Origin of the sequence: Gottfriedia acidiceleris, assembly GCF_004138285.1 — a bacterium.
Classification (GTDB): Bacteria; Bacillota; Bacilli; order Bacillales; family Bacillaceae_G; genus Gottfriedia; species Gottfriedia acidiceleris_A.
Genome location: NZ_SCFN01000004.1, coordinates 283,166 through 306,663 on the forward strand (window position 1 = coordinate 283,166; position 23,498 = coordinate 306,663).

Sequence of the window (23,498 nt, forward strand, 5' to 3'; positions counted from 1 at the left end):
AAAATAAACAAAGAGATTTAATTTACATAAAGTAGGTGGTTAGAATAGAAAAAACGTACTTTATTACTGGATTTCCTGGATTTATTTCGAAGCATTTGCTCCTCAAAATTCTTGATAATGAAATGTCTTTTCAAAAAATTTATTTACTCATTCTTCCTAATACTGAAAAACAATGCCGAGACTTTTTATTTACATTAGATCAAAAGTATCCAGATTACACTCTTTTAAAAATAGAACTTTTAAGTGGTGATATTACCCAGAAAAACTTTGGACTCAGCCTAAAAAACCTTAATATACTTATTAATAATATAACGGACTTATTTCATTTAGCTGCAATTTACGACCTTGCTGTTCCTAAAAAAATTGCATATGAAGTAAATGTGAAAGGAACAATAAACGTAAATGAATTTGCACTTAAACTGAAATCTTTGAAGCGTTACACCTATTTTAGTACTAGCTATGTATCGGGAACTCGTGAAGGAAGAATTTATGAACATGAATTAGAAATGGGACAAACATTTAAAAACTTTTATGAAGAAACGAAGTATTATGCTGAAATAGAAGTTGAGAAACTAAAAACTCAACTTCCAATCACCATCATAAGACCTGGAATTGTAGTTGGACATTCAGAAACTGGTGAGACAAGTAAATTTGATGGACCATATTTCATTTTAAATTTCTTCACAAAACTTCGCTATTTACCTATACCACGAATTGGTAAAGACGATGCTTATTGTAATTTCGTTCCCATCGACTATTTAATTAATGCTGTATACTATTTGAGTCATGCAGAAATCGGAGTTAACAAAACTTATCAAATTACAGATCCCTCTCCTTACCCTGTACAAGATGTTTATAAAGACTTTCTTTCCTGTTATTTAAACAAAACTACCGTAGGAATTATTCCAATTAAATTTATTAGTCCTCTCCTTTCTATCCCATTTATTAGACGATTACTTAAAGTTGAAAAAGAAGTTTTATCTTATTTTAATTGTAAATCCGAATATGATTGTATTAATACCTTAACTGATCTACAAAACACAAGTATTAAATGTCCGGACTTTAAAGATATACTTCCTGTTATTACAAATTATTATAAAGTGCATAAGACAGTAATAGAGAAGCATGTATTAATTAAATAAAACAGGTTATGTGATTTCTCTTCCTATATATAGGAAGGAAAAGTTGAAAGGACACTAATATAATTAGTGTCCTTTCAAACTGTTGAAAAACAATCTTGTCAATTAATTACCAAATTTTCGTAAAGGAGAAGGATGAGGTTGATTTCCACTACAGTATGCTCGCTTTCCATGGGGCGAGACCTAAGCCTCCTCGGCGCCGCCTGCGGGGTCTCAGCCTTCCCGCTTCTCCCATAGGAGTCGAGCATCCTTCCGTTCCAATCAACTTATTCATCAAAAAAAGTATATAATAAATACCTAATCAAATAGCCTTTACTTAGAGTAAAATAACATGATCTTTATTAAACAGTTTGTAGGTTAATTAATATCGAACATTAATTTATAACCTAATAAATTGAACTTGTTTTCTCAAATTAGTTCATAATATTTTTAACTACTGAAATGCTCTTTATAATTTTAGTGTTTTGTATCTTTTCTTCTATTATTAATGATTTTTTCATTTTCCATAAGTATGCGCTATGTAGATTTATATGCATTACATAATAACCTTCTGCAATAAACCTCTTTATAAAGTCTAATCCATTTTCTTTTCTAAATCCTAGATTATAATCTAGGGATATTTGTTCAATTTGTTGATGTTTACATTCTTTAATGCTTCCTGGACGGATCTTACCAATTTAAAACTGGATGGTACTGGCCTGGTATCTTCTATAAATAATTCACCCTCAATACTTTCATTACAGAATGATTACATTCGTAACTGGATAACAACAAAACTGGATTTTTCTTCCTGTATTATAACGGGGAAATATGACGTTTTCTTAACTTCAAACTTTTTTAATGGAAATTTTAAGCAAAAATTTATGATAATGGTTTAATATTATTCTAGTAAAATAGTTGTCATAACAACGATTTTTTTTATTTCTGTACTAAAACAGTACTACCAAAAAAATCCTCAAATTTGGCTCCCCATTATTTCCCATAATTATGTCATGCGTTTTCATGCTAAAGTATTACTTGTACAGCGAGACAATAACCAAACAAATGGAGGAGAAAGAACATGAAAAAAATCGTAACTTTATCAACTGTGGCTGCTACTCTACTAGTGGGTGCTCCTGTAGGTGCAGTAAACGCAGCGACTATTACTAAGGATACTACTAAATCATATACACAACATATCAACTTAAATGATACTTTATTCAATTATTTTAATCTACCAAACTTAGCAACTTCAAATGGTACTATTAAAATCGATTTAAATAAATTATTTACTAGCAATGGAATTGATATGAAGCAACTTCAAGATGCTATTAAGCAACAATTAGGACAAGCTTCAACACCTAAGCCAGCAAACCCAGGAACTACACAACCAACAGTTCCAACAACGCCGGCTAAACCTGAAACACCAACAACAAAACCGACGGAACCAACTACACCATCTAAACCAACAACTCCGTCAACTGAAACACCATCAACACCATCAAATTCAGCATCATTATCAGCCTATGAATCAAAAGTAGTTGATTTAACAAATGCTGAACGTACAAAAGCTGGTTTAAAACCATTTACTGTTAATGCAACATTATCTAAAACAGCTCGTTTAAAATCACAAGATATGACTGACAAAAATTACTTTGATCACACTTCACCGACTTATGGATCACCATTTGATATGATGAAACAATTCGGAATCACTTATAGCTATGCAGCAGAAAACATTGCTAAAGGTCAAAAAACACCTGAAGAAGTAGTTACTGCTTGGATGAACAGTGCTGGTCACCGTGCAAATATCTTAAATCCTAACTTAACTCAAATTGGTGTTGGTTATGATTCAAGATCAAATGCTTGGACTCAACAATTTATCGGTAAATAATAAATAAAATTTGTATAAAGCTGTATTAAAAGTAGTCCGTTTTTGCGGACTACTTTTTTATTATGTACAAATAATTCTGATGTATTCAACATTATTTGCCTTATCCCCGTACTAACCTTCTTCGCAAACTTTCCATTAAAGAAGAATCAATTACTTCAATTGCAGAGTTATTTTTTCGAACCCCAGAACCAAAATGAATTTCTTCCACATTCGTAAATTCAATGAAGTTTGATACATTTTCAATGGATAATCCGCTTCCTGCTAAAATTTTAATATTCGATTTATTTGTAAGTTCGATCATATTTTTTATTGTTTCTTTTCCATCAATAGCACTAGCAACACCGCCAGATGTTAATACATGCGTAATCTCAGAGTAATTTTTTAATGTATCAATAGCTGTTAGCAGATCATTTGATTCATCGATTGCTCTATGAAACGTAAAGTTCATATCTTTTACTCGAGCTGTTACTTTTTTTAAAAGATCTTCATCAATTGTATTATCTTTTGTCAAGGCACCAAAAACGATACCAGCTGCTCCGAGCTCATTACATATATCAATATCGGTTAAGATCACTTCTTGATCATACTGATCATATAAAAAAGAACGACTATGTGGTCGAATCATTACATGTACTGGAATTGAGACACTTTGAACAACATGTTTAATTGTCGCATAACTTGGAGTCAATCCTCCCTCTTTTATTCCAGTAACTAATTCGATTCGATTTGCCCCAAACCTTTCTGCATCTATTGCATCTTTTACGTTTGTGGCAATTACTTCTAATAACATTTCATTCATCTCACTTTTCGTTAAGTATTTGTTTTATGTCCGACGGGAATGGGATATGAATGGATAAACTATCTTTCGTAAAAGGATGCGTAAATTGTACATTACTAGCGTGTAATCCTTGACGATTCAATAATTTTTGTTTCCCACCATATAATAGATCTCCAATTAATGGATGACCTAAAAAACTTAAATGAACTCGGATTTGATGTGTACGACCAGTATCTAACTGACATTCTAATATCGTTACATTCAACTTTGATATATATTTTATTTTTTTATAATGTGTAATTGCATTATCGCCTTTTGGTGAAACCCTTCTTCTAGTAGGATGATGTCGATCTCTTCCAATTGCTTCATTTATTGTCCCTTTTGGTGATTTAACATTCCCTTCAACTATAGCTGTATAGGTACGTTTTATTTTACGTTGACTTAACATCGAATCCAGAATTGCACTACTTAATGCATGTTTAGCAAATACGACTCCACCGGTAGTGTCTTTATCGAGGCGGTGTATATGGCGTACTTTTGTTTTTAATCCATTTTCTAGAAAATGAAATGCTACCCCATTTGCTAATGTATTTAACTGTCCTTTTTCATTCGGATGTGTGTCGACTCCAAACGGTTTATTTGCAATAAGTAAATGTTCGTCTTCGTAGCAAATCTCAATAGATTGTTCCTGTGGAATTACACCATAATCCTCCTCTATGAACAATTGCATTTCAACTTGGTCTCCACTTATAAGGATCGTATTCCAAGATTTAATTTCTCCGTTAATCCTACAACCTTTTGCCATCCTTAATTCGTGTAGCAACTTCTTTGGAAACTGCCACACATTTTTTAAATATGACTCTACTGTTTGATTTTTATGCTCAACGCCTATTATTACCTTAAACCATGGATTTTGTTGCTTTAACTCCATCTTTTAATCACCACTTTCAATATGACTATTATATCAAAATATAATTAGTCAAAAAAGAAGCACCTGTTTAGGTGCTCCTTAATGAAAAATTTAAATTCATTAACATCCTTTGAAAGCATTCAGATAAACTTCTTCTAATTCTTTAACTAGAGGTAGCTTCGGATTTGCAGTAGTACATTGATCTTCGAAAGCACGATCAGCTAAATATGAAACTTTTTCTAAAAATTCTTTTTCAGTAATTCCTTGAGCCTCGATACTCATATTAATATTTAATTCCTTAGCTAACTTGATAACTGCTGTAATTAAACTTTCAACGCCTTCTTCAGTAGTTGCAGCAGGAAGACCTAGGAAGCGAGCAATTTCAGCATATCGTTCATCTGCAATGAAATGTTTATATTTAGGGAATGCTGTAAACTTAGTTGGTTTTTTTGCATTGTATCTTATTACATGCGGCATTAATATTGCATTTGCTCTGCCATGAGGAATATGGAATTCCGCTCCAATTTTATGCGCTAAACTGTGGTTAATTCCTAAGAACGCATTTGCAAATGCCATACCAGCGATAGCTGATGCATTATGCATTTTTTCACGTGCTTCAAAATCGTTTCCATTTTCATATGCTTTAGGCAAATATTTAAATACTAATTTAATAGCTTGTAATGCTAATCCATCTGTATAATCATTAGCTAGAACACTTACATAAGCTTCAATTGCATGTGTTAATACATCCATACCTGTATCTGCTGTAATGCTTTTAGGAACTGTTGATACGAATTGAGCGTCAATAATTGCAACATCAGGCGTTAATTCATAATCAGCTAATGGATATTTAATATTATTAGCTTTATCAGTAATTACAGCAAAAGGTGTAACCTCTGAACCAGTACCAGAAGTAGTTGGTATTGCTACAAACTGAGCTTTACGACCTAATTTAGGGTATTTATAAGCTCTTTTTCGAATATCTAAGAATTTTTGTTTAGGTCCGTCTAAAGTAGTTTCTGGGTACTCAAAAAACATCCACATACCCTTGGCTGCGTCCATAGCTGACCCACCACCGAAAGCAATAATTGTATCTGGTTCAAATGATAACATTCTATCTGCACCCTTCATTACAGTAACATCTGAAGGATCTGGTTCTACATCTGAAAAGATTTCAATCTGAATATTCTCTTGTCTTTTTTCTAGATAATATTTAATTACGTCAACATAACCTAATTTAACCATTGCTTCGTCTGTTACAATAAATGCTTTTTTAATATTAGGCATTTTTTCTAAATATTGAGTTGAATATTTTTCAAAATAAATTTTTGGTGGCAGTTTGACCCATTGCATATTCATATTTCTTCTTCCTAATTTTTTTATATTTAATAAGTGTACAGTTGTTACATTAGTCGATACAGAGTTTTTACCGTGCGATCCACAGCCTAATGTAAGTGAAGGAATAAATGCGTTATATAAATCCCCAATTCCACCATGTGCTGAAGGAGCATTTGCAATAACACGACAAGCTTTCATTCTTAGTCCAAACTCTTTTTGAATTTCTTCATTATTACTATGAATAACTGCCGAATGTCCTAATCCTCCAAGCTCTAACATTTCTTCACAACGTTTAAATCCTTCTTCTTTACCATTTACTTTAATTGCAGCTAAAACCGGACTTAGTTTTTCTCTTGTTAAAGGTTCATTCGCACCCACGCTATTACATTCAACGATAAGAATTTTTGTTTCTACTGGTACATTTACTCCAGCTAACGCTGCTATTTCATATGCAGATTTACCAACGATGTCACCATTTACAGCACATGTAGTTTCATTTATGACAAGCTTTTCTAATTTCTTTTTATCTGCTTTTGTAGCAAAATAACAATTATTTGCTATTAACTCTGCCTTCACTTCGTCATAAACTTCTTTATCTACAATAACTGCTTGTTCAGATGCACAAATCATTCCATTATCAAATGTTTTTGAAAGAATAAGATCATTTACTGCACATTTTATTTCAGCAGATTTCTCGATATAGCATGGTACATTACCAGGGCCAACACCTAAAGCAGGTTTTCCTGTACTATAAGCCGATTTAACCATTCCAGCACCACCTGTTGCTAAAACAAGTGCTACTCCTTCATGATTCATTAAACACTTAGTTGCTTCAATAGATGGTACTTCAATCCATTGTACACAGTTTTCAGGTGCTCCAGCTTTTATTGCCGCATCACGAACGATTCTTGCTGCTTCTCTACTACATTTTTGTGCGGAAGGATGAAAAGCAAAAATAATTGGGTTTCTTGTTTTAATCGCAATAATTGCTTTAAATAATGTTGTTGATGTAGGATTAGTTGTTGGAGTGACACCTGCAATTACCCCAACAGGTTCAGCAATTTCTGTTATTCCAGTTTGTTGATCTTCACTTATAATCCCAACTGTTTTATTATCTTTTATTGAATTCCATATATATTCTGTAGCAAATATATTTTTAATAATTTTATCCTCATAGATTCCACGCCCTGTTTCCTCAACTGCCATTTTTGCTAGTGGCATATGTTGATCTAAGCCTGCTAGAACCATTGAATGTACAATTTCATTGATTTGAACTTGATTAAAGTTTTCAAATTCCCTTAATGCTTTTTGTCCTTTTACGACTAATTCATTTACCATTTCAGAAGCGTTACATATTTCATTGACAATTTTTTCTTGAACAGCCATTTGGCTCTCCTCCTCTGATGTTGGACATTAATAATCCTATTTTAGATTCATTAAGTCCCATTTATCATTTACATTTGTGAAGAATTTCACAATTTCGTTTACAAATATAATATATATCTTTTTTATTGAAAAAGCTATGTCTATTTTGTGAAATATTTCACATATTTTTCAACAAAACATGTTACCTATCTACTTATTCCATTCACTACTTCTAACATTTTGTAGATTTTTGTTAATTCTTTTCTTTTTTCAAATATTTTCGCATATGATAAAATTAAGAATAAGTTCTCATAGAACTTATTTTTCACCTGTTAGATTTTTCTAACAAAACTGGAAAAAAGGACGTGTAACCATGATTGCTCGAAGGAGCATTTGGCAACGTAAAGACTTATCCTACACTTAGCGGTTTTTATTTAGAGAACCAAAAGAACTCTAAAATAAAACTGAAGGTAGGCGAAACTATGGTTGACAGGCGATTATGTTATTTCTTCAATGATATATAGCTTTGTAGTTAGAAAGATAAAAAACTAACTACGAGCTCTATATGTACGTAGTTAGTTTAAAGCTGTACTTTTTAACTACTAACTACGAAAAGAGGAAATAACAATGAGTAACAATCGTTTGGGTGAGACCTTAATGATTTTAATTGGTTCATTTATTTTAGCCACTACACTGTATCATTTTCATTATCAAAATAATTTGGCTGAAGGTGGATTTATTGGTATTGCTTTATTAGTAAAGAATGCACTAAATATATCGCCTTCAATTACAACTTTGCTACTCGATATTCCGATTATCTTGACCGCTGGATTGTATTTAGGTAGAAAATTATTAATCAATACTACTATCGGAGCAATCTCATTTTCTGCTTTTTATTCTATTATTGAAAAAACATCTAATATTACATTTAACTTTGGAAATCATCTTTGGATACCCGCTATTTTAGGTGGAATTTTCGCTGGACTTGGTTTAGGATTAATTCTAAGAAGTGGCGGTGCAACTGGTGGAGATGATTTAATAACAATTATAATGAGCAAAAAATCAAAAATATCGATCGGTAAAGTATATTTTATTTTTGACGCTGTAATTCTTCTTTGTTCACTAACTTATCTATCATGGAATGAAGTAGGGTATACAATTCTTTCAGTTGCAATCTGTGCGAAAGTAACTGAATTGGTCTATGAAAGTAAATTTCAAAAAAAATCTGTTACAATTAAAACTAATGAAAAAAGATTACATGCTTAATGCATGTAATCTTTTTTTGTTGTTAACAGTCTGAACCTTAATGCATATAATCTTTTTTGGATTCAGAAAAATCGGTGAGCTCATTTAGAACATTTTCTGCAGCTAAATCGTATAGACAATCTTTGAATAGTATTGCCAGTCTTCGATAATCATTATATTTATCTAATAGCTCGTCCACTGATGAAGCTTCACCGATGTTTGTTTTCTTTACTTCTTCTTGTTTTTTAGCAAACTTAATTGTAAATGTGCCTAGTTTTTCAAACATTGAACCGTAGAATTCATCAAAGTTCGATACGCTTACTAATTCTTCTTCTTCAGCGTCAACTTGAAGACCATCAAATTCTCGTAAGAGTTCGTATATAATGCTACTGTACTCATCATTTAAATAAATACTTTTTTCGATCCTGTACCCGATCACTCGATAGAAATGACCATCGTTCTTTACAAATTGAACAGTATCATTTATTTTAAACTTAAAATACTTAAACATTGAACTTCACCCCTACCAATGTCTTTTATCATACTATTTACAAAATACTATAGAAACTATACAACCAAAACTTGACAAATTTAAAAATCCTGCCCAAAATCCGTGCATTCTTGAAAATGATTTAGAAAATTGGTAACCTATACGTACAATACCCAATTTATCAATTTTAAATCATAATTTAGGAGGGGATTCTGCCTTGTTAACCGAAAACGACAAACTTCTTCTAGATGATTTAACAAGTTTAATGATTCGAGTTCGAAAAAACTGGCAAAAAACTGATGAGGAAGTAAAAAACTCTTTAACTCCACCAAAATATTTGCTTTTATATTTAATATATAAAAATCAAAAAATTACTGCTTCTGAACTTGGAAGACAAATTGGATTATCTTCAGGTTCTATTACAACCGCTGTCAATAAATTGGTTAATAATCATTTAATTTCTCGAAAAAGGGATATCCGTGATCGAAGAGTTACATGGCTTGAATTAACAGATGAAGGAAAACGTTTGATTGAAGAAATCTTCAATTTCCGTCAAGAATTGTGGCTAACTTTATTCGAAAACCTATCACATAGTGAAAGAGACCAATTTCGATTTTTATTAAATAAATTAATCTCAAACTAAAAAGGTTATCTCGTAGGAGATAACCTTCCAGTGTGTAGACAAAGTACAAAAAACTTGATTTTCAGACTGTCTGAAATGATTACTTTCCAGTTTTCAATTCTGTCCAATACTTATCATATAATTCTGTTTGGTCCCCAACGTCCTGAATCCAGTTGGTTGCATCAGTTTGTTCTTTTGTTACATTAATAAACGGATTTAGTTTATACTCCGCCGAATGATATGATCCTGATTTACTATTTGGATCAGCATAGCCAATCGCCTCATAATTTTGTGCACTTACTTTCGGGTCATATAGATAGTTAATAAACTTTTCAGCTAGATCTTTTTGTTTTGCATCTTTTGGTATTGCTAAAGTATCTGCCCATCTTGATGATCCTTCTTTTGGTACAACCCATTTAATATCTTTAAGCTCTTTTTGAATATAAGCAGCATCTCCGGACCATACTTGACCAATCCAAGCATCTTCGGTAATAAACTTTTGTTTTACCGTATCTGTGTCGAATGCTAATAAGTTAGGTGTTAATGTTTTTAAATTGCTATAAGCTTTTAGCAATTCGTCTTCATTTGTTGAACTATTTGAATAGCCATTTTTAATTAATCCCATCCCAAATACTTCTCTATTGTCATCAAGTAAAGTAACATGACCTTTGTATTTTGGGTTCCATAGATCATCCCAGCTATCTATATTTTCTTTTACATATTTTGGATTATAGGCAATTCCCGTTAATCCCCCAGTATAGACAACTGAATAGTCACCTTTTGGATCAAACTCTTGATTTGTATACTCTGGTGAAATATTATTTAAATTTGGCATCTTACTTTTATCCAATTTAGCCAATATATTTTGATGAATCATTAGTTTAACCATATAATCTGAAGGTTGGATTACATCATAATTCGAACCACCAGCTTTTAGTTTTGCATACAACTCTTCATTACTTGCAAAAACTTGATAATTAATTTTAACATCATATTTCTTTTCAAATGATTCTAAAACTTTCTCGTCAAAATTATCCGCCCAGCTATAAATATTTAATTCTTTTTTTCCAACTGAACAGGCAGATAAAAGTAAACTTACTAAGCCTAAAGAAACCATTATTGTAGCAGTTTTTCTAAATATACTCATAATGCCTACTGACTACCTCCTTAAATTTTGGCTGTACTTTAGATCTATTATCTAAATCCAGTATGCCTTGGTTGATTTCTATTCCAGATGTTCGTTTTTTAGTGGAACTAGACCTAAATAAGGCACTAGATGCACTTTTACTTTAAACGATATAGGATTTTTTCTCTGATTCTTCTTGATTGTTAAGACCTTTTGTACGATAAACCTCAGAAATTACCATTAGGAAAATAATTGTAACAATTAAAATCGTCGAAATTGCATTTATTTCAGGAGTTACACCTTTTTTTACCATTCCATAAATATAAATTGGCAATGTAGTTGAACTCGGTCCCGAAACAAAAAAGCTTATGACAAAATCATCAATACTTAATGTAAAACATAAAAGTGCGGAAGCAATAATTCCAGGCATTAGCGCTGGTAAAGTTACAAATCTAAATGTCTGCCATGGTGTAGCACCTAGATCACTTGCAGCATCTTCTAAATCAGATGACATTCCTGAAAGTCTAGCTGCTAAAAGAATAATTACATATGAAATACAAAAAGTGACATGGGCAATAATAATTGTGATACTACCTAATTCAATATGAAAATTAGTAAATAGTATTAGTAATGAAAGTCCCATTAATATATCTGGAACGACAATTGGTAAGTAAACTAGCCCACTAATAAGGTTTGAAAATTTATATTTATGCTTATGTAAAGCAAGAGCACAAATAGTACCAAGAATTGTTGAAAGGATTGTCGTTACAATTGCAATAAATAAACTATTCATAAAGGCATCAATAACTTGCGGGTTATGAAATAAATTTAAGTACCAGTCAAACGTAAATCCAGTCCACTGTGCATTAATCTTTGATTTATTAAATGAAAATAGGATTAAAATTAAGATTGGTAAATATAAACAAATCAAGATAATTGTTGAAAATCCAATAAGTATAGGTTTTTTCATTTATTTTTCACCTCTACTTTTATCAGCACCAATATTTTTTGTAGCTAAATAGTAAAGTCCTATTAAACCGATTGAAGTAATAACTAAGAATATTGAAAGTGCGGAACCAAATGGCCAGTTCCTTGCTGCTAAGAATTGATTTTGAATGACATTTCCGATTAAAGCAACTTTTGATCCACCCATTACATCCGAAACGACAAACATTCCAAATGATGCAACAAAAACCAAAATACTACCTGCAAAAATCCCCTTCATCGTTAATGGAAGAGTTACATATATAAAGGTTTGAAATGGAGTAGCTCCTAAATCATTAGCAGCGTCCAATTTCCGGTTATCCAATTGTTCAATTGCAACAAAAATCGGCAACACCATAAATGGTAATAATGTATAGACCATTCCCATTATGACTGAAGGTGTATTATAAAGTAGTTGTAAAGGTTCTTTTATAATCCCAAGTTGGATTAATAATGTGTTAATAATCCCTTTTGAACGAAGGATAACAATTAATGCATAAGATCTGACTAAGAAATTTATCCAAAAAGGGATTGTAATTAATAATAGTAAAATCCTCTGCCATTTTTCATTTACAACTGTAGCTGTATATGCATAAGGATATCCAATCAAAAGAGTAATTATTGTAGTTACTAAAGCGATCCAAAAAGTTGTCCATAAAACTTTTAAATAAAGTGGGTCAAGAACTTTTACAATGTTTTCTAGTGTAAATGTTTTTTCTATTTCTCCGTACATTCCATTTTTCATAAATGCAAAACCAAAAATTAATAATAAAGGTACTAGAAAAAAAACTAATAGCCAGATAATCGTAGGTGCAATTATGTACTTTTCATTTCTCAATACATAACCACCTCATCTTCCGACTTCCAACTAATCTCAACTTTCTCATTTCTATTAAAACTTGTTTGGTCTGGCATTTGATAGACAATGATCGTTTGTTCATGTTTATGTAAATCAATGAAGATTTTATTTAGAGTCCCAACAAATTCTACATCTCTTATTATGCCTGAATACGGATTATTTTCATTTGTAGCATGCGAAACTTTAATATTCTCTGGTCTAACTGCAATTTCTTTCGCACCTTTATCAAAGAAATTATTTTCACCAATAAATGTAGCAACAAATTTGCTTGCTGGATTTTGATAGATTTCTTTCGGTGTTCCGATTTGTTCGATTTTCCCATTATTCATTACGACAATTCGATCACTCATACTCATCGCTTCTTCTTGATCATGGGTTACATAGATAAAAGTAATTCCTAATTCGCGTTGAAGATTTTTTAGTTCTCTCTGTAAATCTTTACGAAGCTTAAAATCAAGTGCTCCTAATGGTTCATCTAATAATAAGACTTTTGGATTGTTCACTATTGCACGAGCGATTGCAACCCTTTGCTGTTGACCACCGGATAACTGACTAGGTTTACGATTTCTAAACTCAGTTAATTGGGTTAATCTCATTGCTTCTTCAGCACGAACCTTTTGCTCTTCTAAGGAAATGCCTTTCATTTTTAATCCAAATTGAATATTTCTTTCAACATTCATATGAGGAAATAACGCATAGTGTTGGAACACTAAGTTCATATCCCTTTTATATGGGGGTAAACTATTAATTGCTTCTCCATTTAGTTTGATTAAACCTGACGATGGTTCTTCAAAACCAGCAATCATTCTTAAAAGAGTCGTTTTCCCACAACCACTTGGTCCTAAAATGGTTAAGAATTCTCCAGAATAAATTTCTAATGAAAGTGGAGAAATCACATTATTTTCACTAAAATTTTTCTCGACTTGTTCAATTTCAATTATATTTTTCATTTTCGCGTCCCATCTATATTAATATTTTATTATTATGTAAAAATGAATTAATTATTTTCAACATATAAAAAGCCCCTTTTGTCAAGGAGCTAAGAAACTAAGTTACAATTAACCTTTATTTTAACAATTTACGAATAAACCGTAAAGCGTTTTTTGTTGTATGATATCTAATTTTCAAGTCAATTTTAGTAGTTTGTAAAAGGACACTTTTTTCATGTGTAAAAGCAGCAAAACTGTACTCCCCATGATAATTTCCTGAACCACTTTCTCCTACCCCACCGAAAGGTAAATGCGGATTCGCCATATGATAAAGCGTATCGTTTACACATCCACCACCAAATGGAACTCTCTCTATTACTTTATTAGCTATCTGTTTACTTTCTGTAAAGACATATAGTGCTAATGGCTTAGGGTGTTGATTAATTTCATTTATTACTTCATCTATATTTTCATAGGTAAGGATTGGTAAAATGGGACCGAATATTTCTTCAGACATAATTGGTGAATCCCAAGATAGATCTGAAATTAATGTCGGTTCGATTTTATGAGATAATTGATCAAATTCCCCTCCATGTAGAATTTCACCATTATTCAAAAAGCCGACCAAACGATTAAAATGGCGATCACTGATGATCTTTGTATAATCATTATTTAGCAAAGGATTATCACTATAAAACTGAACAATTTCATTCTTTAATGCATCAATAAAATCTTTTTTTACTGAATTGTGGACATAAATATAATCTGGAGCAATACAAGTCTGTCCTGCATTCGTAAATTTCCCCCAAACAATTCTTTTCGCAGCTAGTTGGATATTCGAATCGCTATGTACTATTGTTGGGCTTTTCCCACCTAATTCAAGTATTAATGGCGTTAAATTTTTACTTGCTGCTTCCATCACAATTTTTCCAACTTGAACACTGCCAGTAAAAAAGATGAAATCAAACTTTTGTTGTAATAATATTGTGCTTTCTTCAATTCCACCATCAACTACCGCGATATATTCTTTATCAAAATTCTCATTAATAATTTTATTAATAATGATTGATGTATTTGGCGTTAATTCTGATGGTTTAATAATAGCAGTGTTTCCTCCAATTATTGCACCAATTAACGGAGCCATCGTTAATTGAAATGGATAATTCCAAGGTGAGATAATTAATGTTACTCCATAAGGTTCTCTGTAAATATATCCTTTCGTACCAATATGCGTAATCGGAGTTTTAACTTTTTTAGGCTTCATCCATTTTTTAATCTGTTTAATGGCTTCTGATATTTCTTTTAAAGTAAATCCTATTTCAGTCATATACGCTTCAAAATCTGACTTATTTAAATCCTTTTTTAAGGCTATTTTTATTTCATCCTCGTTCTCTACAATTGATTTATATAATTTTTTTAATTGCTCAATTCGAAAATTTGAAGTTTTAGTTGCACCAGTCTGAAAAAATGCTTTTTGCCTAGTTACTAATTGTGTAATTTCAGATGCTTTATATGTACTTTCCAAAATCATCACATCCTTTTTTAGTTCAATAGTTTAAACGTATAATCTAATGCTAAATTAAAATCTCACATAAAGTCAATAATTCTGTGAATACTATTATTAATATTAACTAGTGTAGGAAACGAAATATTAACTTTGTTAAGGGAATGTAAAGATATTGTAAATTTGTAAATTAATTAAACGTTTTTAATTGATTAATTTCAAAAACCAATTATTATTATTAACGTGGCCTTTACTTTTTTCGACATTTTTACATAGTTTCTGACATTTTAAAATTAACTGACAAATGTGAAGGTGATAATAAATTATATGTTTTAGTTGGAGGAATCATAATGTTTTTTGGACAAAAAAAGGATGTATTCTTTGAAAAGCTTTTAAGTATAGCTGAGAACTTGCACGTATCATCAAAGTATTACGTTGATTTTAAAATAAAAAATGCAAGCGACTTAAAGAAGTTTCAAGAAGAAATGAAAGAATATGAAACAAAAGGTGATAAGTTTATTCACTCTTTAATCGTTGAATTAAACAAAACTTTTATTACTCCAATTGAGCGAGAAGATATTTTACAACTTGCAATGAAAATGGATGATGTATTAGATGGATTTGAACATTGTTCAGCACGATTTGAAATGTATTCAATCACATCTGCTGATGATTATATGGTTAAATTCGTTGATATTCTTCAAAAAGCTGTTGAAGAAATTTTACTTGCAGTTAAGTTACTTTCCAATAAAAAATTATTAGAGATCCGTGTTCATGCAATTAAAATTAAGGATTACGAGTCTCAGTGTGATGAGCTATTACGTACATCAATTAAACAATTATTTATGAATGAGAAAGATCCAATTAAAATTATTCAGTATAAAGAAATCTACGAAAATCTAGAATCTGTAGCTGATAGTGCGCAGGATGTAGCAAACACACTTGAGCAAATTATCATGCGAAATGCGTAAGGAGTCATAAAATGGAGCATTTATTTTTACTTACGATTTTAATCGTGATTTTTGCATTTTTGTTTGATTTTATTAATGGATTTCATGATACTGCAAATGCAATTGCAACGTCAGTTTCAACAAAAGCATTGAAACCGCGTACAGCTATTTTATTAGCTGCAATAATGAATTTCATTGGTGCGATTACATTTACAGGTGTTGCAAAAACGATTACAACTGGTATCGTTGATCCGATTACAATTGAAGGATCAAACGGACTAGTTGTCGTAATCGCTGCTTTATTGGGCGGCATCTTTTGGAACTTATTGACTTGGTATTTCGGTATTCCAAGTAGTTCCTCTCATGCAATCATTGGTGCCATAGCTGGTGCTGCTGTCTCTGCAAAAGGATTTGACGTTTTAGAGGCAGACGGTTTTATTAAAATTATCGAAGCTTTATTAATTTCCCCTGTCATTGCAATTACGCTTGGTTTTATCGTTATGACAATTTTAGCAGCTATTTTTCGACGTTCTAACCTATCTAAAACTAATAAAGGTTTTAGATTAGTCCAAATTTTCACTGCTTCTTTACAGTCATTTACCCACGGTACAAATGATGCACAAAAAGCAATGGGAATTATCATGATCGCTTTAATTGCCGCTAAAATTGAACCAGCAGGTGCAGATGTTCCTTTATGGGTACGTATTGGTTGTGCTATGGCAATGGCTATTGGTACATCAGTTGGTGGATGGAAAATTATTAAAACTGTTGGTGGAAAAATCATGAAAATTCGCCCGATTAATGGTGCTGCAGCTGACTTATCATCAGCAGCTATTATTTTCACATTTACTGCTTTACATTTACCAGTAAGTACAACTCACGTAATTTCTTCTTCTATTATGGGGGTAGGTTCTGCTCAACGTGTTAAAGATGTAAACTGGGGTACTGCTCAACGTATGGTAATTACTTGGATTATTACAATCCCAATTTCAGCAACAGTATCTGCAATTTTCTATCAAATTTTAAAACTAATCTTACTTTAATGATAAAAAAGGCGAATCGTAAAAAATACGATTCGCCTTTTAAATTTACATATATTCTCTTTTTCTTTTTGGTTTTGTAATAAAGAATATTAACACCAAAAGTAAAATTACCGATCCTGCAATGATAAATGTATTCATAGAAAGGATTGTCGGTCGGTCATATGAATTAGCAGCTAATAACTCGGTACTGAAAAGTTTTTCGTTATTGGCCCATACTTCAACTCTACCAAGTTTTTGATTTTTAGAAATTCCATTTTCCTTGTATGACTTACCTATTGCATTTAAGGGTTTTATTTTAATATCGTAATTTGTATTCGTGCCTAGTGCAGTCAAAAAGGATAAATCGTTTTGTATTTTTGTTTGAATTTGATCATTTCTAATTTTTAATTCTCTCTGCCAATCACTTTGTTTTATAAGAGTTTTTTTATGGATTCTTGAAAATGCATAGGAATCTAATAACTTAATATCTTGTAGATATTGCGGTTTTGATGAGCGCAATAAAATATTAATAATCATTTGGCCGTCTTTTTTATCTATTTCAATTAAAGTATTCCTAGCTGAATCAGTATATCCAGTTTTCCCTGCATAAAAGTAAGGATTTTTAAACATTTTTCCACGATTAAAAATATATACATTCTTTTGCTTAGATGTACTAATGCGAGCATCTTTTGTACCCATTGCTTTAATTATTAATGGGTATTTTAAAGCTTCCTTTGTAATTAACGCTAAATCATGTGCAGTTGTATAATGATTTACATTGTGAAGACCATTTGGATTCATGAAATTTGTGTGATTTGCGCCAATCTTTTTAGCTTTTTCATTCATCATTTTTACAAAGTTGTCCATATTTCCGCCAACTCTTTCACCAATAGCATATGCTAAATCATTGGCACTTAAAATCATCATTGTTTTTAATGCTGTATTTCGATCTAAAACCTCTCCTTCAGAAAAAAGAATTTGGGAATTACTTTTTTCTTCTTGGATACTTCTTTTTGTCATTTGAATTTTATCATTCTCTTTTAAATGATCCATCATAACCATTGCGGTCATTATTTTAGTTGTGCTAGCTGGGAAATCAACTTTATTTGCGTTCTTACTATAAATTACTTCCCCATTATCAGCCAATATTGAAATTGCCTTATCACTAAATAGGTTTATTGCGTCTGCGTGTACAGTTTTTTGAATAAAGAAGCTACTAATTAAGCTAATACAAAGACATAATTTTATAATATTATTAAAAGTAGATTTCATAAACACTAAATCTCCTTTGAACTTTTTTCATTTAGTTATTTCGTACAGGATACATAACTCAAATTTAAATAACACAACTTGATAAAAGAGGTGTCGTTTGAAAAAACAATAATGCACCTATTATACCCTTTTCATACTAATGTCTCAACTAACTTAAATTAGCAGTAGTTTTCACTTAAAACAAAATATATCGGTTATTTCCCGGAAAATCGACACATTTATTACTTTAATTTATCAATATATTTTAATCCCTCCCTTTTGCTTAAAGGTGATAAATTAGTTTGTTTGATAAATAATTCAACCTCTTTAGGATTGATATAGGAATATTCTCTCAATGCCCAACCTATTGCTTTTTGAATGAAAAATTCTTTGCTTTCTTTGAGTAGACTGCAATAATGAAATAATCGCTCCTGTTCGGTTTTCTCCTTAAACTTCATTTGAAATAATAACGCTACTCTATTCAGCCACATATTATCTGAAGAGATCCACTTATTAGCGTACTCATCAATCAATTCTGGATAAATTAAAAAATGATAACTAATCAATCGTCCAGCAATTGTATCAACGGTATCCCACCAAGATTTTTCGACTATTAGTTGTTCATATAATTTAATCCGCTCGAGCTCTGCTTTTTTATACTGGCGGTCTAAACAAGTTAATGCAATATATTGAAATTCTCTTTCCTCTAAGCTCCAAATATCGATTATTGATTCTAAATTTGGTGGTTCACCATTACTCATTCGAAACTGTCTCAACAGTGCATTTCGTTCTGGTGCTTTAATTCCTAAAAATGCAAATCTATTTTTCATATACGCTTCCATTGCGGGTCTATTTTTATTATTTTTATGTTCTTTAAAAAATCTCATTAACTCAGTTGAATAGTTGTCCATTCTACACTCCCTATCGCTTACTATCATTATCATCTTTAAAAAAATTCGCTTAGCATAGCTACTTATTAAATGTAGTTTAAATCATTTCTTCTATTATAAATGAGCATAAAGTTTAATGAAAAGTGTATAAGGCAAAATTGTGTAAATTTTCCGAAGATTGGTTTATGATAGATAAGTCAATAAGAAAGGAGGATATTATGCAACCAGCAGTTAATACAAAGGTTATTAATCAGTCAACAATGTATCAAATTTTATTTGCAATCAGTTTAGGCCATTTATTAAATGATTCTATGCAAGCAGTTGTACCAGCCATATTTCCAATTTTAGAAAAGACAATGAATTTAACTTATACAGAAATTGGATTCATAGCCTTTGCGCTAAATATGACTTCCTCTGTAATGCAACCAGTCTTTGGGATTTTTTCCGATCGAAAGCCATCACCATTTCTCCTACCTATTGGAATGGCATCCAGTTTATTAGGAATGCTTTGCTTAGCATTTGCACCTAATTTATTTATTGTATTATTATCAGTTCTATTAATTGGTATAGGTTCTGCCATCTTCCACCCAGAGGGCTCAAAAGTAGCCTTTTTAGCGTCTGGTTCAAAAAGAGGACTCTCGCAAGCTATCTACCAGGTAGGTGGAAATACAGGGAACTCACTGGCTCCAATCTTTACAGCACTAATTTTCGTACCACTAGGACAAAAAGGTGCTGCATGGTTTACAATTCTAGCTGCCATTGGAATTTGTGTATTAATTTATGTATCTACATGGTATCGAAATAAACTGAAAGAAAACCCGTTTAAATTAAAAAGTAAGGGTCAGTCTTCAGGTGAAAATATCAAAATTACTTCAGCTGTAAAATTTGCTATTATACTGCTAATATTTATTACATTTGCACGTTCTTGGTACTCAGCAGGCATAGGTAATTATTATCAGTTTTATTTAATTAAAAGTTATGGTTTATCGATTAAAAGCACACAATTATATTTATTTATCTTTATGATTGCAGGCGTAATAGGTACTTTCATAGGTGGAACGCTAGCTGATCGATTTGGAAAACGGAATATGATTTTATTCTCATTAGTTGGTACATTTCCATTAGCCTTGTTATTGCCTCATATCTCTTTGCTAGCAGTTATTCCAATATTATTTTTAATTGGAATCATTAGTTCAAGTTCTTTTAGTGTAATTGTTGTTTACGCTCAAGAACTCGTTCCTGGAAAAGTTGGTTTAGTGAGTGGATTAATAGTTGGTTTAGCATTTGGAATGGGTGCTTTAGGAGCAGTATTATTAGGTGTAATTGCCGATGCAACTAGCCTAAATTTCGTAATGAATTTATGTAGCTTCTTACCACTATTAGGATTAGTAGCTTTTATGCTGCCAAATGATCGTAAAAAGTCAGCTTAGGTAAGAAGGTATTTTCCAAAAAAACTTTAAAACTTAATTTACATGCTAAAAAGGCTGTCTATATGACGGCCTTTTGTATGCTGTTGAAAAAGAACTTTGTTAATTAATTATATAAATTTATCACTTATTAGCAAGACTTGCTCCCTATAATCTGCTGGGCACAAAAGAAATATCCTCCCTGATTGATCAGGAAGGATTTTTCTTTAACGCATATTATTAAGAATATATTGTATGTTGCCTCATACGAGGTCGAAGCGATCTGCATTCATGACCTTAACCCATGCAGCTATAAAGTCACGTACAAACTTCTCTTTGTTATCGTCTTGAGCATACACTTCAACTATTGCACGTAGCACTGAATTTGAACCAAACACTAGGTCAACACTAGTTGCTGTACGTACTACTTCACCAGACTTGCGATCACGTCCTTCAAATACGTCTCCGTCTACAGGTGTCCACGCAATTCCCATGTCTAGCAAGTTAACAAAGAAGTCATTAGTAAGTGTACCAACTCGGTCAGTAAATACTCCGTGTTGTGTGCCATTATAGTTTGTACCTAATACGCGCATGCCGCCAATAAGTGCAGTCATTTCTGGTGCGGTAAGGCCTAACAATTGTGCTTTATCTACTAATAACTCTGCTGAATTTACACTATACTGTTTCTTTTGATAGTTACGGAATCCATCAGCGATAGGCTCTAGCACTGCAAAGCTTTCTATATCTGTTTGCTCTTGTGTTGCATCGCCACGTCCTGGAGTAAAAGGAACCTTTACATCAAAACCTGCATCTTGTGCAGCTTTTTCTACCGCGGCACTACCACCAAGTACAATCAAGTCGGCCATGCTGACTTTCTTATGTAGATGGTTTTGAACGCTCTCTAATACATTCAGTACCTTTGAAAGTTGGTCAGGCTGATTTACTTCCCAATCCTTCTGTGGGGCTAGTTGGATACGAGCTCCATTAGCACCGCCACGCATATCTGAGCCACGGAAAGTACTTGCTGAAGCCCAAGCAGTATTTACCAACTCGCTAATTGTAAGTTCTGTGTCTAGGATCATTAATTTGATCTTTTCAACCTCTTCATCAGTTATCTCATATTCAGAAGCAGGTACAGGATCTTGCCAAATTAGAACTTCCTCTGGGACTTCTGGACCTAAATATCTAGAACGAGGCCCCATATCTCTGTGTGTTAGTTTAAACCACGCACGAGCAAATGCATCAGCAAAATCTTCTGGATTTTCATGGAAACGACGAGATATCTTTTCGTAATCTGGATCAAAACGCAATGCCATATCAGCGGTAGTCATCATTGTTGGAACGCGAACGGTTGGATCTTCTGCGTCTGGAGCAAGATCCTTCTCCTCAGGATTTACAGCAAGCCACTGAAATGCACCTGCCGGACTCTTAGTAAGCCACCATTGATATCTAAACAATAGATCAAAGTAACCATTATCCCACTTTGTTGGGTTTGCAGTCCATGCACCTTCAATACCACTAGTAATCGTGTCACGTCCTTTCCCAGAGCCATGAGTGCTTAGCCAGCCTAAGCCTTGTGATTGAATAGGTGCTGCTTCTGGTTCTGGACCAACATGAGCTGCATCTCCTGCGCCGTGAGCTTTACCAAAAGTATGCCCTCCCGCGATTAGTGCAACTGTTTCTTCATCATTCATTCCCATACGAGCAAATGTTTCACGAATGTCACGACCACTTGCAATAGGATCTGGATTACCGTTTGGCCCTTCTGGGTTAACATAGATAAGACCCATCTGAACAGCAGCCAGTGGATTCTCAAGCTCACGATCACCCGTGTAACGCTTATCCCCTAGCCATTCCGCTTCAGTACCCCAATAGACGTCTTCTTCTGGATGCCAAACGTCTTCGCGACCTCCTCCAAAACCAAATGTTTTCCCGCCCATTGATTCAATAGCAACATTACCTGTTAGTATAAATAAATCAGCCCAAGAAATCTTGTTACCATACTTTTGCTTAATCGGCCAAAGCAGTCGACGAGCTTTATCGAGATTACCGTTATCTGGCCAACTATTAAGTGGAGCAAAACGCTGTATACCAGTTCCTCCTCCTCCACGGCCATCACCTGTACGATATGTACCTGCTGAGTGCCAAGCCATACGTATAAAGAATGGACCATAATGTCCATAATCAGCAGGCCACCAATCTTGACTGTTTGTCATTAGATTGTGGAGATCCTGTTTAAGCGCTTGATAGTCTAACTTTTTAAATGCTTCTGCATAATTAAATTCTTCATCCATAGGGTTAGATTTTCTGTCATTCTGGTGTAGAATGTTCAAATTTAACTGGTTTGGCCACCAGTCTTTATTTACTGTACCACCTGATTTAGGAGTAGTGGTGCTACCGTGATTAAACGGGCACTTTGCAATGTTAGAATTGTCATTCGTTTCCATATTTTTTTCCTCCTTAAAAGTAAATAAATACCCAAATAATTATGTATCTTGTATTACATTTCAAACAAGATATGATTAATTATTATGCAATCATTATATTAAACTATTACATATATTAATAGAAATAACTATCACAAATATGATATTATTCATAACATTGTGAACAATTGATGACATAACCCTGAAGGGGAATACTTTTTCCAACTTTGAAACCTTTAGTTAAATTTGAGACATCAACCAACTATTAATATAGTCTCATTTCCAACCATTTCCCTCATTGTTTTAATATAATCGTTCATTATAGCTTCGAATATTTTTTATTACCTATTTCTACATTTAATGCCAGACTACCTGCTATTTAATTAATATA

The 23,498-nt window shown here is 32.5% G+C and carries 19 protein-coding genes and 1 pseudogene; 7 read left to right on the forward strand and 13 right to left on the reverse strand.

Annotation, left to right across the window (positions count from 1 at the left end; all coding sequences use genetic code 11):
• The first annotated feature begins 35 nt into the window (after positions 1–35).
• Entirely contained in the window at positions 36–1,142 is a 1,107-nt protein-coding gene (locus EP747_RS08020; RefSeq protein WP_235832785.1) for an SDR family oxidoreductase, read from the forward strand.
• 410 nt (positions 1,143–1,552) lie between these two features.
• On the opposite strand, the gene EP747_RS25325 is transcribed toward EP747_RS08020, so the two are convergent.
• Positions 1,553–1,816: a cyclic-phosphate processing receiver domain-containing protein gene (locus EP747_RS25325; RefSeq protein WP_419179290.1), complete on the reverse strand. Its 264-nt coding sequence runs from the start codon at positions 1,814–1,816 to the stop codon at positions 1,553–1,555.
• Positions 1,817–2,199: 383 nt separating this feature from the next.
• Between EP747_RS25325 and EP747_RS08030 the strand changes: the two genes are divergently transcribed.
• Positions 2,200–3,012: a CAP domain-containing protein gene (locus EP747_RS08030; RefSeq protein WP_129689362.1), complete on the forward strand. Its 813-nt coding sequence runs from the start codon at positions 2,200–2,202 to the stop codon at positions 3,010–3,012.
• A gap of 100 nt (positions 3,013–3,112) precedes the next feature.
• On the opposite strand, the gene EP747_RS08035 is transcribed toward EP747_RS08030, so the two are convergent.
• The 3 genes from EP747_RS08035 to adhE form a co-directional block, all read right to left on the reverse strand.
• A complete protein-coding gene (locus EP747_RS08035) occupies positions 3,113–3,802 on the reverse strand; it encodes a copper homeostasis protein CutC (RefSeq protein ID WP_129689364.1) in 690 nt (229 codons plus the stop codon).
• A 10-nt stretch (positions 3,803–3,812) separates the two neighbouring features.
• Positions 3,813–4,721 (reverse strand): RluA family pseudouridine synthase, encoded by a 909-nt coding sequence (locus EP747_RS08040; RefSeq protein WP_129689366.1) that lies wholly within the window; start codon positions 4,719–4,721, stop codon positions 3,813–3,815.
• A gap of 99 nt (positions 4,722–4,820) precedes the next feature.
• The gene (adhE, locus tag EP747_RS08045; RefSeq protein ID WP_129689368.1) at positions 4,821–7,424 is read right to left on the reverse strand and encodes a bifunctional acetaldehyde-CoA/alcohol dehydrogenase; all 2,604 of its coding nucleotides are present in this window, start codon (positions 7,422–7,424) and stop codon (positions 4,821–4,823) included.
• 636 nt (positions 7,425–8,060) lie between these two features.
• On the opposite strand from adhE, the gene EP747_RS08050 reads away from it, so the two are divergent.
• The gene (locus EP747_RS08050; RefSeq protein ID WP_129689556.1) at positions 8,061–8,669 is read left to right on the forward strand and encodes a YitT family protein; all 609 of its coding nucleotides are present in this window, start codon (positions 8,061–8,063) and stop codon (positions 8,667–8,669) included.
• A 291-nt stretch (positions 8,670–8,960) separates the two neighbouring features.
• Here EP747_RS08050 and EP747_RS25330 read toward each other — a convergent pair.
• Positions 8,961–9,159 (reverse strand): annotated as a pseudogene (locus tag EP747_RS25330) (histidinol dehydrogenase); the annotation flags it as partial.
• 196 nt (positions 9,160–9,355) lie between these two features.
• On the opposite strand from EP747_RS25330, the gene EP747_RS08060 reads away from it, so the two are divergent.
• Entirely contained in the window at positions 9,356–9,781 is a 426-nt protein-coding gene (locus EP747_RS08060; protein WP_129689372.1) for a MarR family winged helix-turn-helix transcriptional regulator, read from the forward strand.
• A 79-nt stretch (positions 9,782–9,860) separates the two neighbouring features.
• Here EP747_RS08060 and EP747_RS08065 read toward each other — a convergent pair whose 3' ends face one another.
• The 5 genes from EP747_RS08065 to EP747_RS08085 all read right to left on the reverse strand — a co-directional run bounded on the left by EP747_RS08065 (position 9,861) and on the right by EP747_RS08085 (position 15,183).
• Positions 9,861–10,907 (reverse strand): polyamine ABC transporter substrate-binding protein, encoded by a 1,047-nt coding sequence (locus EP747_RS08065; protein WP_129689374.1) that lies wholly within the window; start codon positions 10,905–10,907, stop codon positions 9,861–9,863.
• A 142-nt stretch (positions 10,908–11,049) separates the two neighbouring features.
• Entirely contained in the window at positions 11,050–11,856 is an 807-nt protein-coding gene (locus EP747_RS08070) for an ABC transporter permease (protein WP_129689376.1), read from the reverse strand.
• Positions 11,857–12,708, reverse strand: coding sequence for an ABC transporter permease (locus EP747_RS08075; RefSeq protein WP_328590713.1), 852 nt, complete (start codon positions 12,706–12,708; stop codon positions 11,857–11,859).
• Complete coding sequence (locus EP747_RS08080; protein WP_129689377.1) at positions 12,705–13,679, reverse strand: ABC transporter ATP-binding protein; 975 nt, start codon at positions 13,677–13,679, stop codon at positions 12,705–12,707. The genes EP747_RS08075 and EP747_RS08080 overlap by 4 nt, the downstream gene beginning before the upstream one ends.
• 115 nt (positions 13,680–13,794) lie before the next feature.
• Positions 13,795–15,183 carry an aldehyde dehydrogenase gene (locus EP747_RS08085; protein WP_235832787.1) on the reverse strand — a complete coding sequence of 463 codons (1,389 nt, stop codon included), beginning with the start codon at positions 15,181–15,183 and terminating at the stop codon, positions 13,795–13,797.
• Between the two features lie 329 nt (positions 15,184–15,512).
• Here EP747_RS08085 and EP747_RS08090 point away from each other — a divergent pair, with 329 nt between their 5' ends.
• Both EP747_RS08090 and EP747_RS08095 read left to right on the forward strand, forming a co-directional pair.
• A complete protein-coding gene (locus EP747_RS08090) occupies positions 15,513–16,133 on the forward strand; it encodes a DUF47 domain-containing protein (protein WP_129689379.1) in 621 nt (206 codons plus the stop codon).
• An 11-nt stretch (positions 16,134–16,144) separates the two neighbouring features.
• Positions 16,145–17,155 (forward strand): inorganic phosphate transporter, encoded by a 1,011-nt coding sequence (locus EP747_RS08095; protein ID WP_129689380.1) that lies wholly within the window; start codon positions 16,145–16,147, stop codon positions 17,153–17,155.
• Between the two features lie 45 nt (positions 17,156–17,200).
• Here the strand turns inward: EP747_RS08095 and EP747_RS08100 are convergent, their stop codons facing one another.
• Both EP747_RS08100 and EP747_RS08105 read right to left on the reverse strand, forming a co-directional pair.
• Positions 17,201–18,406, reverse strand: a complete 1,206-nt coding sequence (locus EP747_RS08100) for a D-alanyl-D-alanine carboxypeptidase family protein (protein WP_129689381.1) — start codon at positions 18,404–18,406, stop codon at positions 17,201–17,203.
• 221 nt (positions 18,407–18,627) lie between these two features.
• Positions 18,628–19,296, reverse strand: a complete 669-nt coding sequence (locus EP747_RS08105; protein WP_129689383.1) for a DNA alkylation repair protein — start codon at positions 19,294–19,296, stop codon at positions 18,628–18,630.
• Between the two features lie 197 nt (positions 19,297–19,493).
• On the opposite strand from EP747_RS08105, the gene EP747_RS08110 reads away from it, so the two are divergent.
• Complete coding sequence (locus EP747_RS08110) at positions 19,494–20,705, forward strand: MFS transporter (RefSeq protein ID WP_129689385.1); 1,212 nt, start codon at positions 19,494–19,496, stop codon at positions 20,703–20,705.
• Between the two features lie 239 nt (positions 20,706–20,944).
• On the opposite strand, the gene katG is transcribed toward EP747_RS08110, so the two are convergent.
• Positions 20,945–23,128, reverse strand: a complete 2,184-nt coding sequence (katG, locus tag EP747_RS08115; RefSeq protein WP_129689386.1) for a catalase/peroxidase HPI — start codon at positions 23,126–23,128, stop codon at positions 20,945–20,947.
• Between the last annotated feature and the right edge of the window lie 370 nt (positions 23,129–23,498).

Coding starts and splice junctions, on each gene's coding strand:
- EP747_RS08050 (WP_129689556.1), top strand. CDS start 8,061: ATGATTTTAATTGGTTCATTTATTTTAGCCACTACACTGTATCATTTT.
- adhE (WP_129689368.1), bottom strand. CDS start 7,424: ATGGCTGTTCAAGAAAAAATTGTCAATGAAATATGTAACGCTTCTGAA.
- katG (WP_129689386.1), bottom strand. CDS start 23,128: ATGGAAACGAATGACAATTCTAACATTGCAAAGTGCCCGTTTAATCAC.
- EP747_RS08100 (WP_129689381.1), bottom strand. CDS start 18,406: ATGAAATCTACTTTTAATAATATTATAAAATTATGTCTTTGTATTAGC.
- EP747_RS08065 (WP_129689374.1), bottom strand. CDS start 10,907: ATGAGTATATTTAGAAAAACTGCTACAATAATGGTTTCTTTAGGCTTA.
- EP747_RS08030 (WP_129689362.1), top strand. CDS start 2,200: ATGAAAAAAATCGTAACTTTATCAACTGTGGCTGCTACTCTACTAGTG.
- EP747_RS08095 (WP_129689380.1), top strand. CDS start 16,145: ATGGAGCATTTATTTTTACTTACGATTTTAATCGTGATTTTTGCATTT.
- EP747_RS08105 (WP_129689383.1), bottom strand. CDS start 19,296: ATGGACAACTATTCAACTGAGTTAATGAGATTTTTTAAAGAACATAAA.
- EP747_RS08080 (WP_129689377.1), bottom strand. CDS start 13,679: ATGAAAAATATAATTGAAATTGAACAAGTCGAGAAAAATTTTAGTGAA.
- EP747_RS08035 (WP_129689364.1), bottom strand. CDS start 3,802: ATGTTATTAGAAGTAATTGCCACAAACGTAAAAGATGCAATAGATGCA.
- EP747_RS08070 (WP_129689376.1), bottom strand. CDS start 11,856: ATGAAAAAACCTATACTTATTGGATTTTCAACAATTATCTTGATTTGT.
- EP747_RS08040 (WP_129689366.1), bottom strand. CDS start 4,721: ATGGAGTTAAAGCAACAAAATCCATGGTTTAAGGTAATAATAGGCGTT.
- EP747_RS08110 (WP_129689385.1), top strand. CDS start 19,494: ATGCAACCAGCAGTTAATACAAAGGTTATTAATCAGTCAACAATGTAT.
- EP747_RS08090 (WP_129689379.1), top strand. CDS start 15,513: ATGTTTTTTGGACAAAAAAAGGATGTATTCTTTGAAAAGCTTTTAAGT.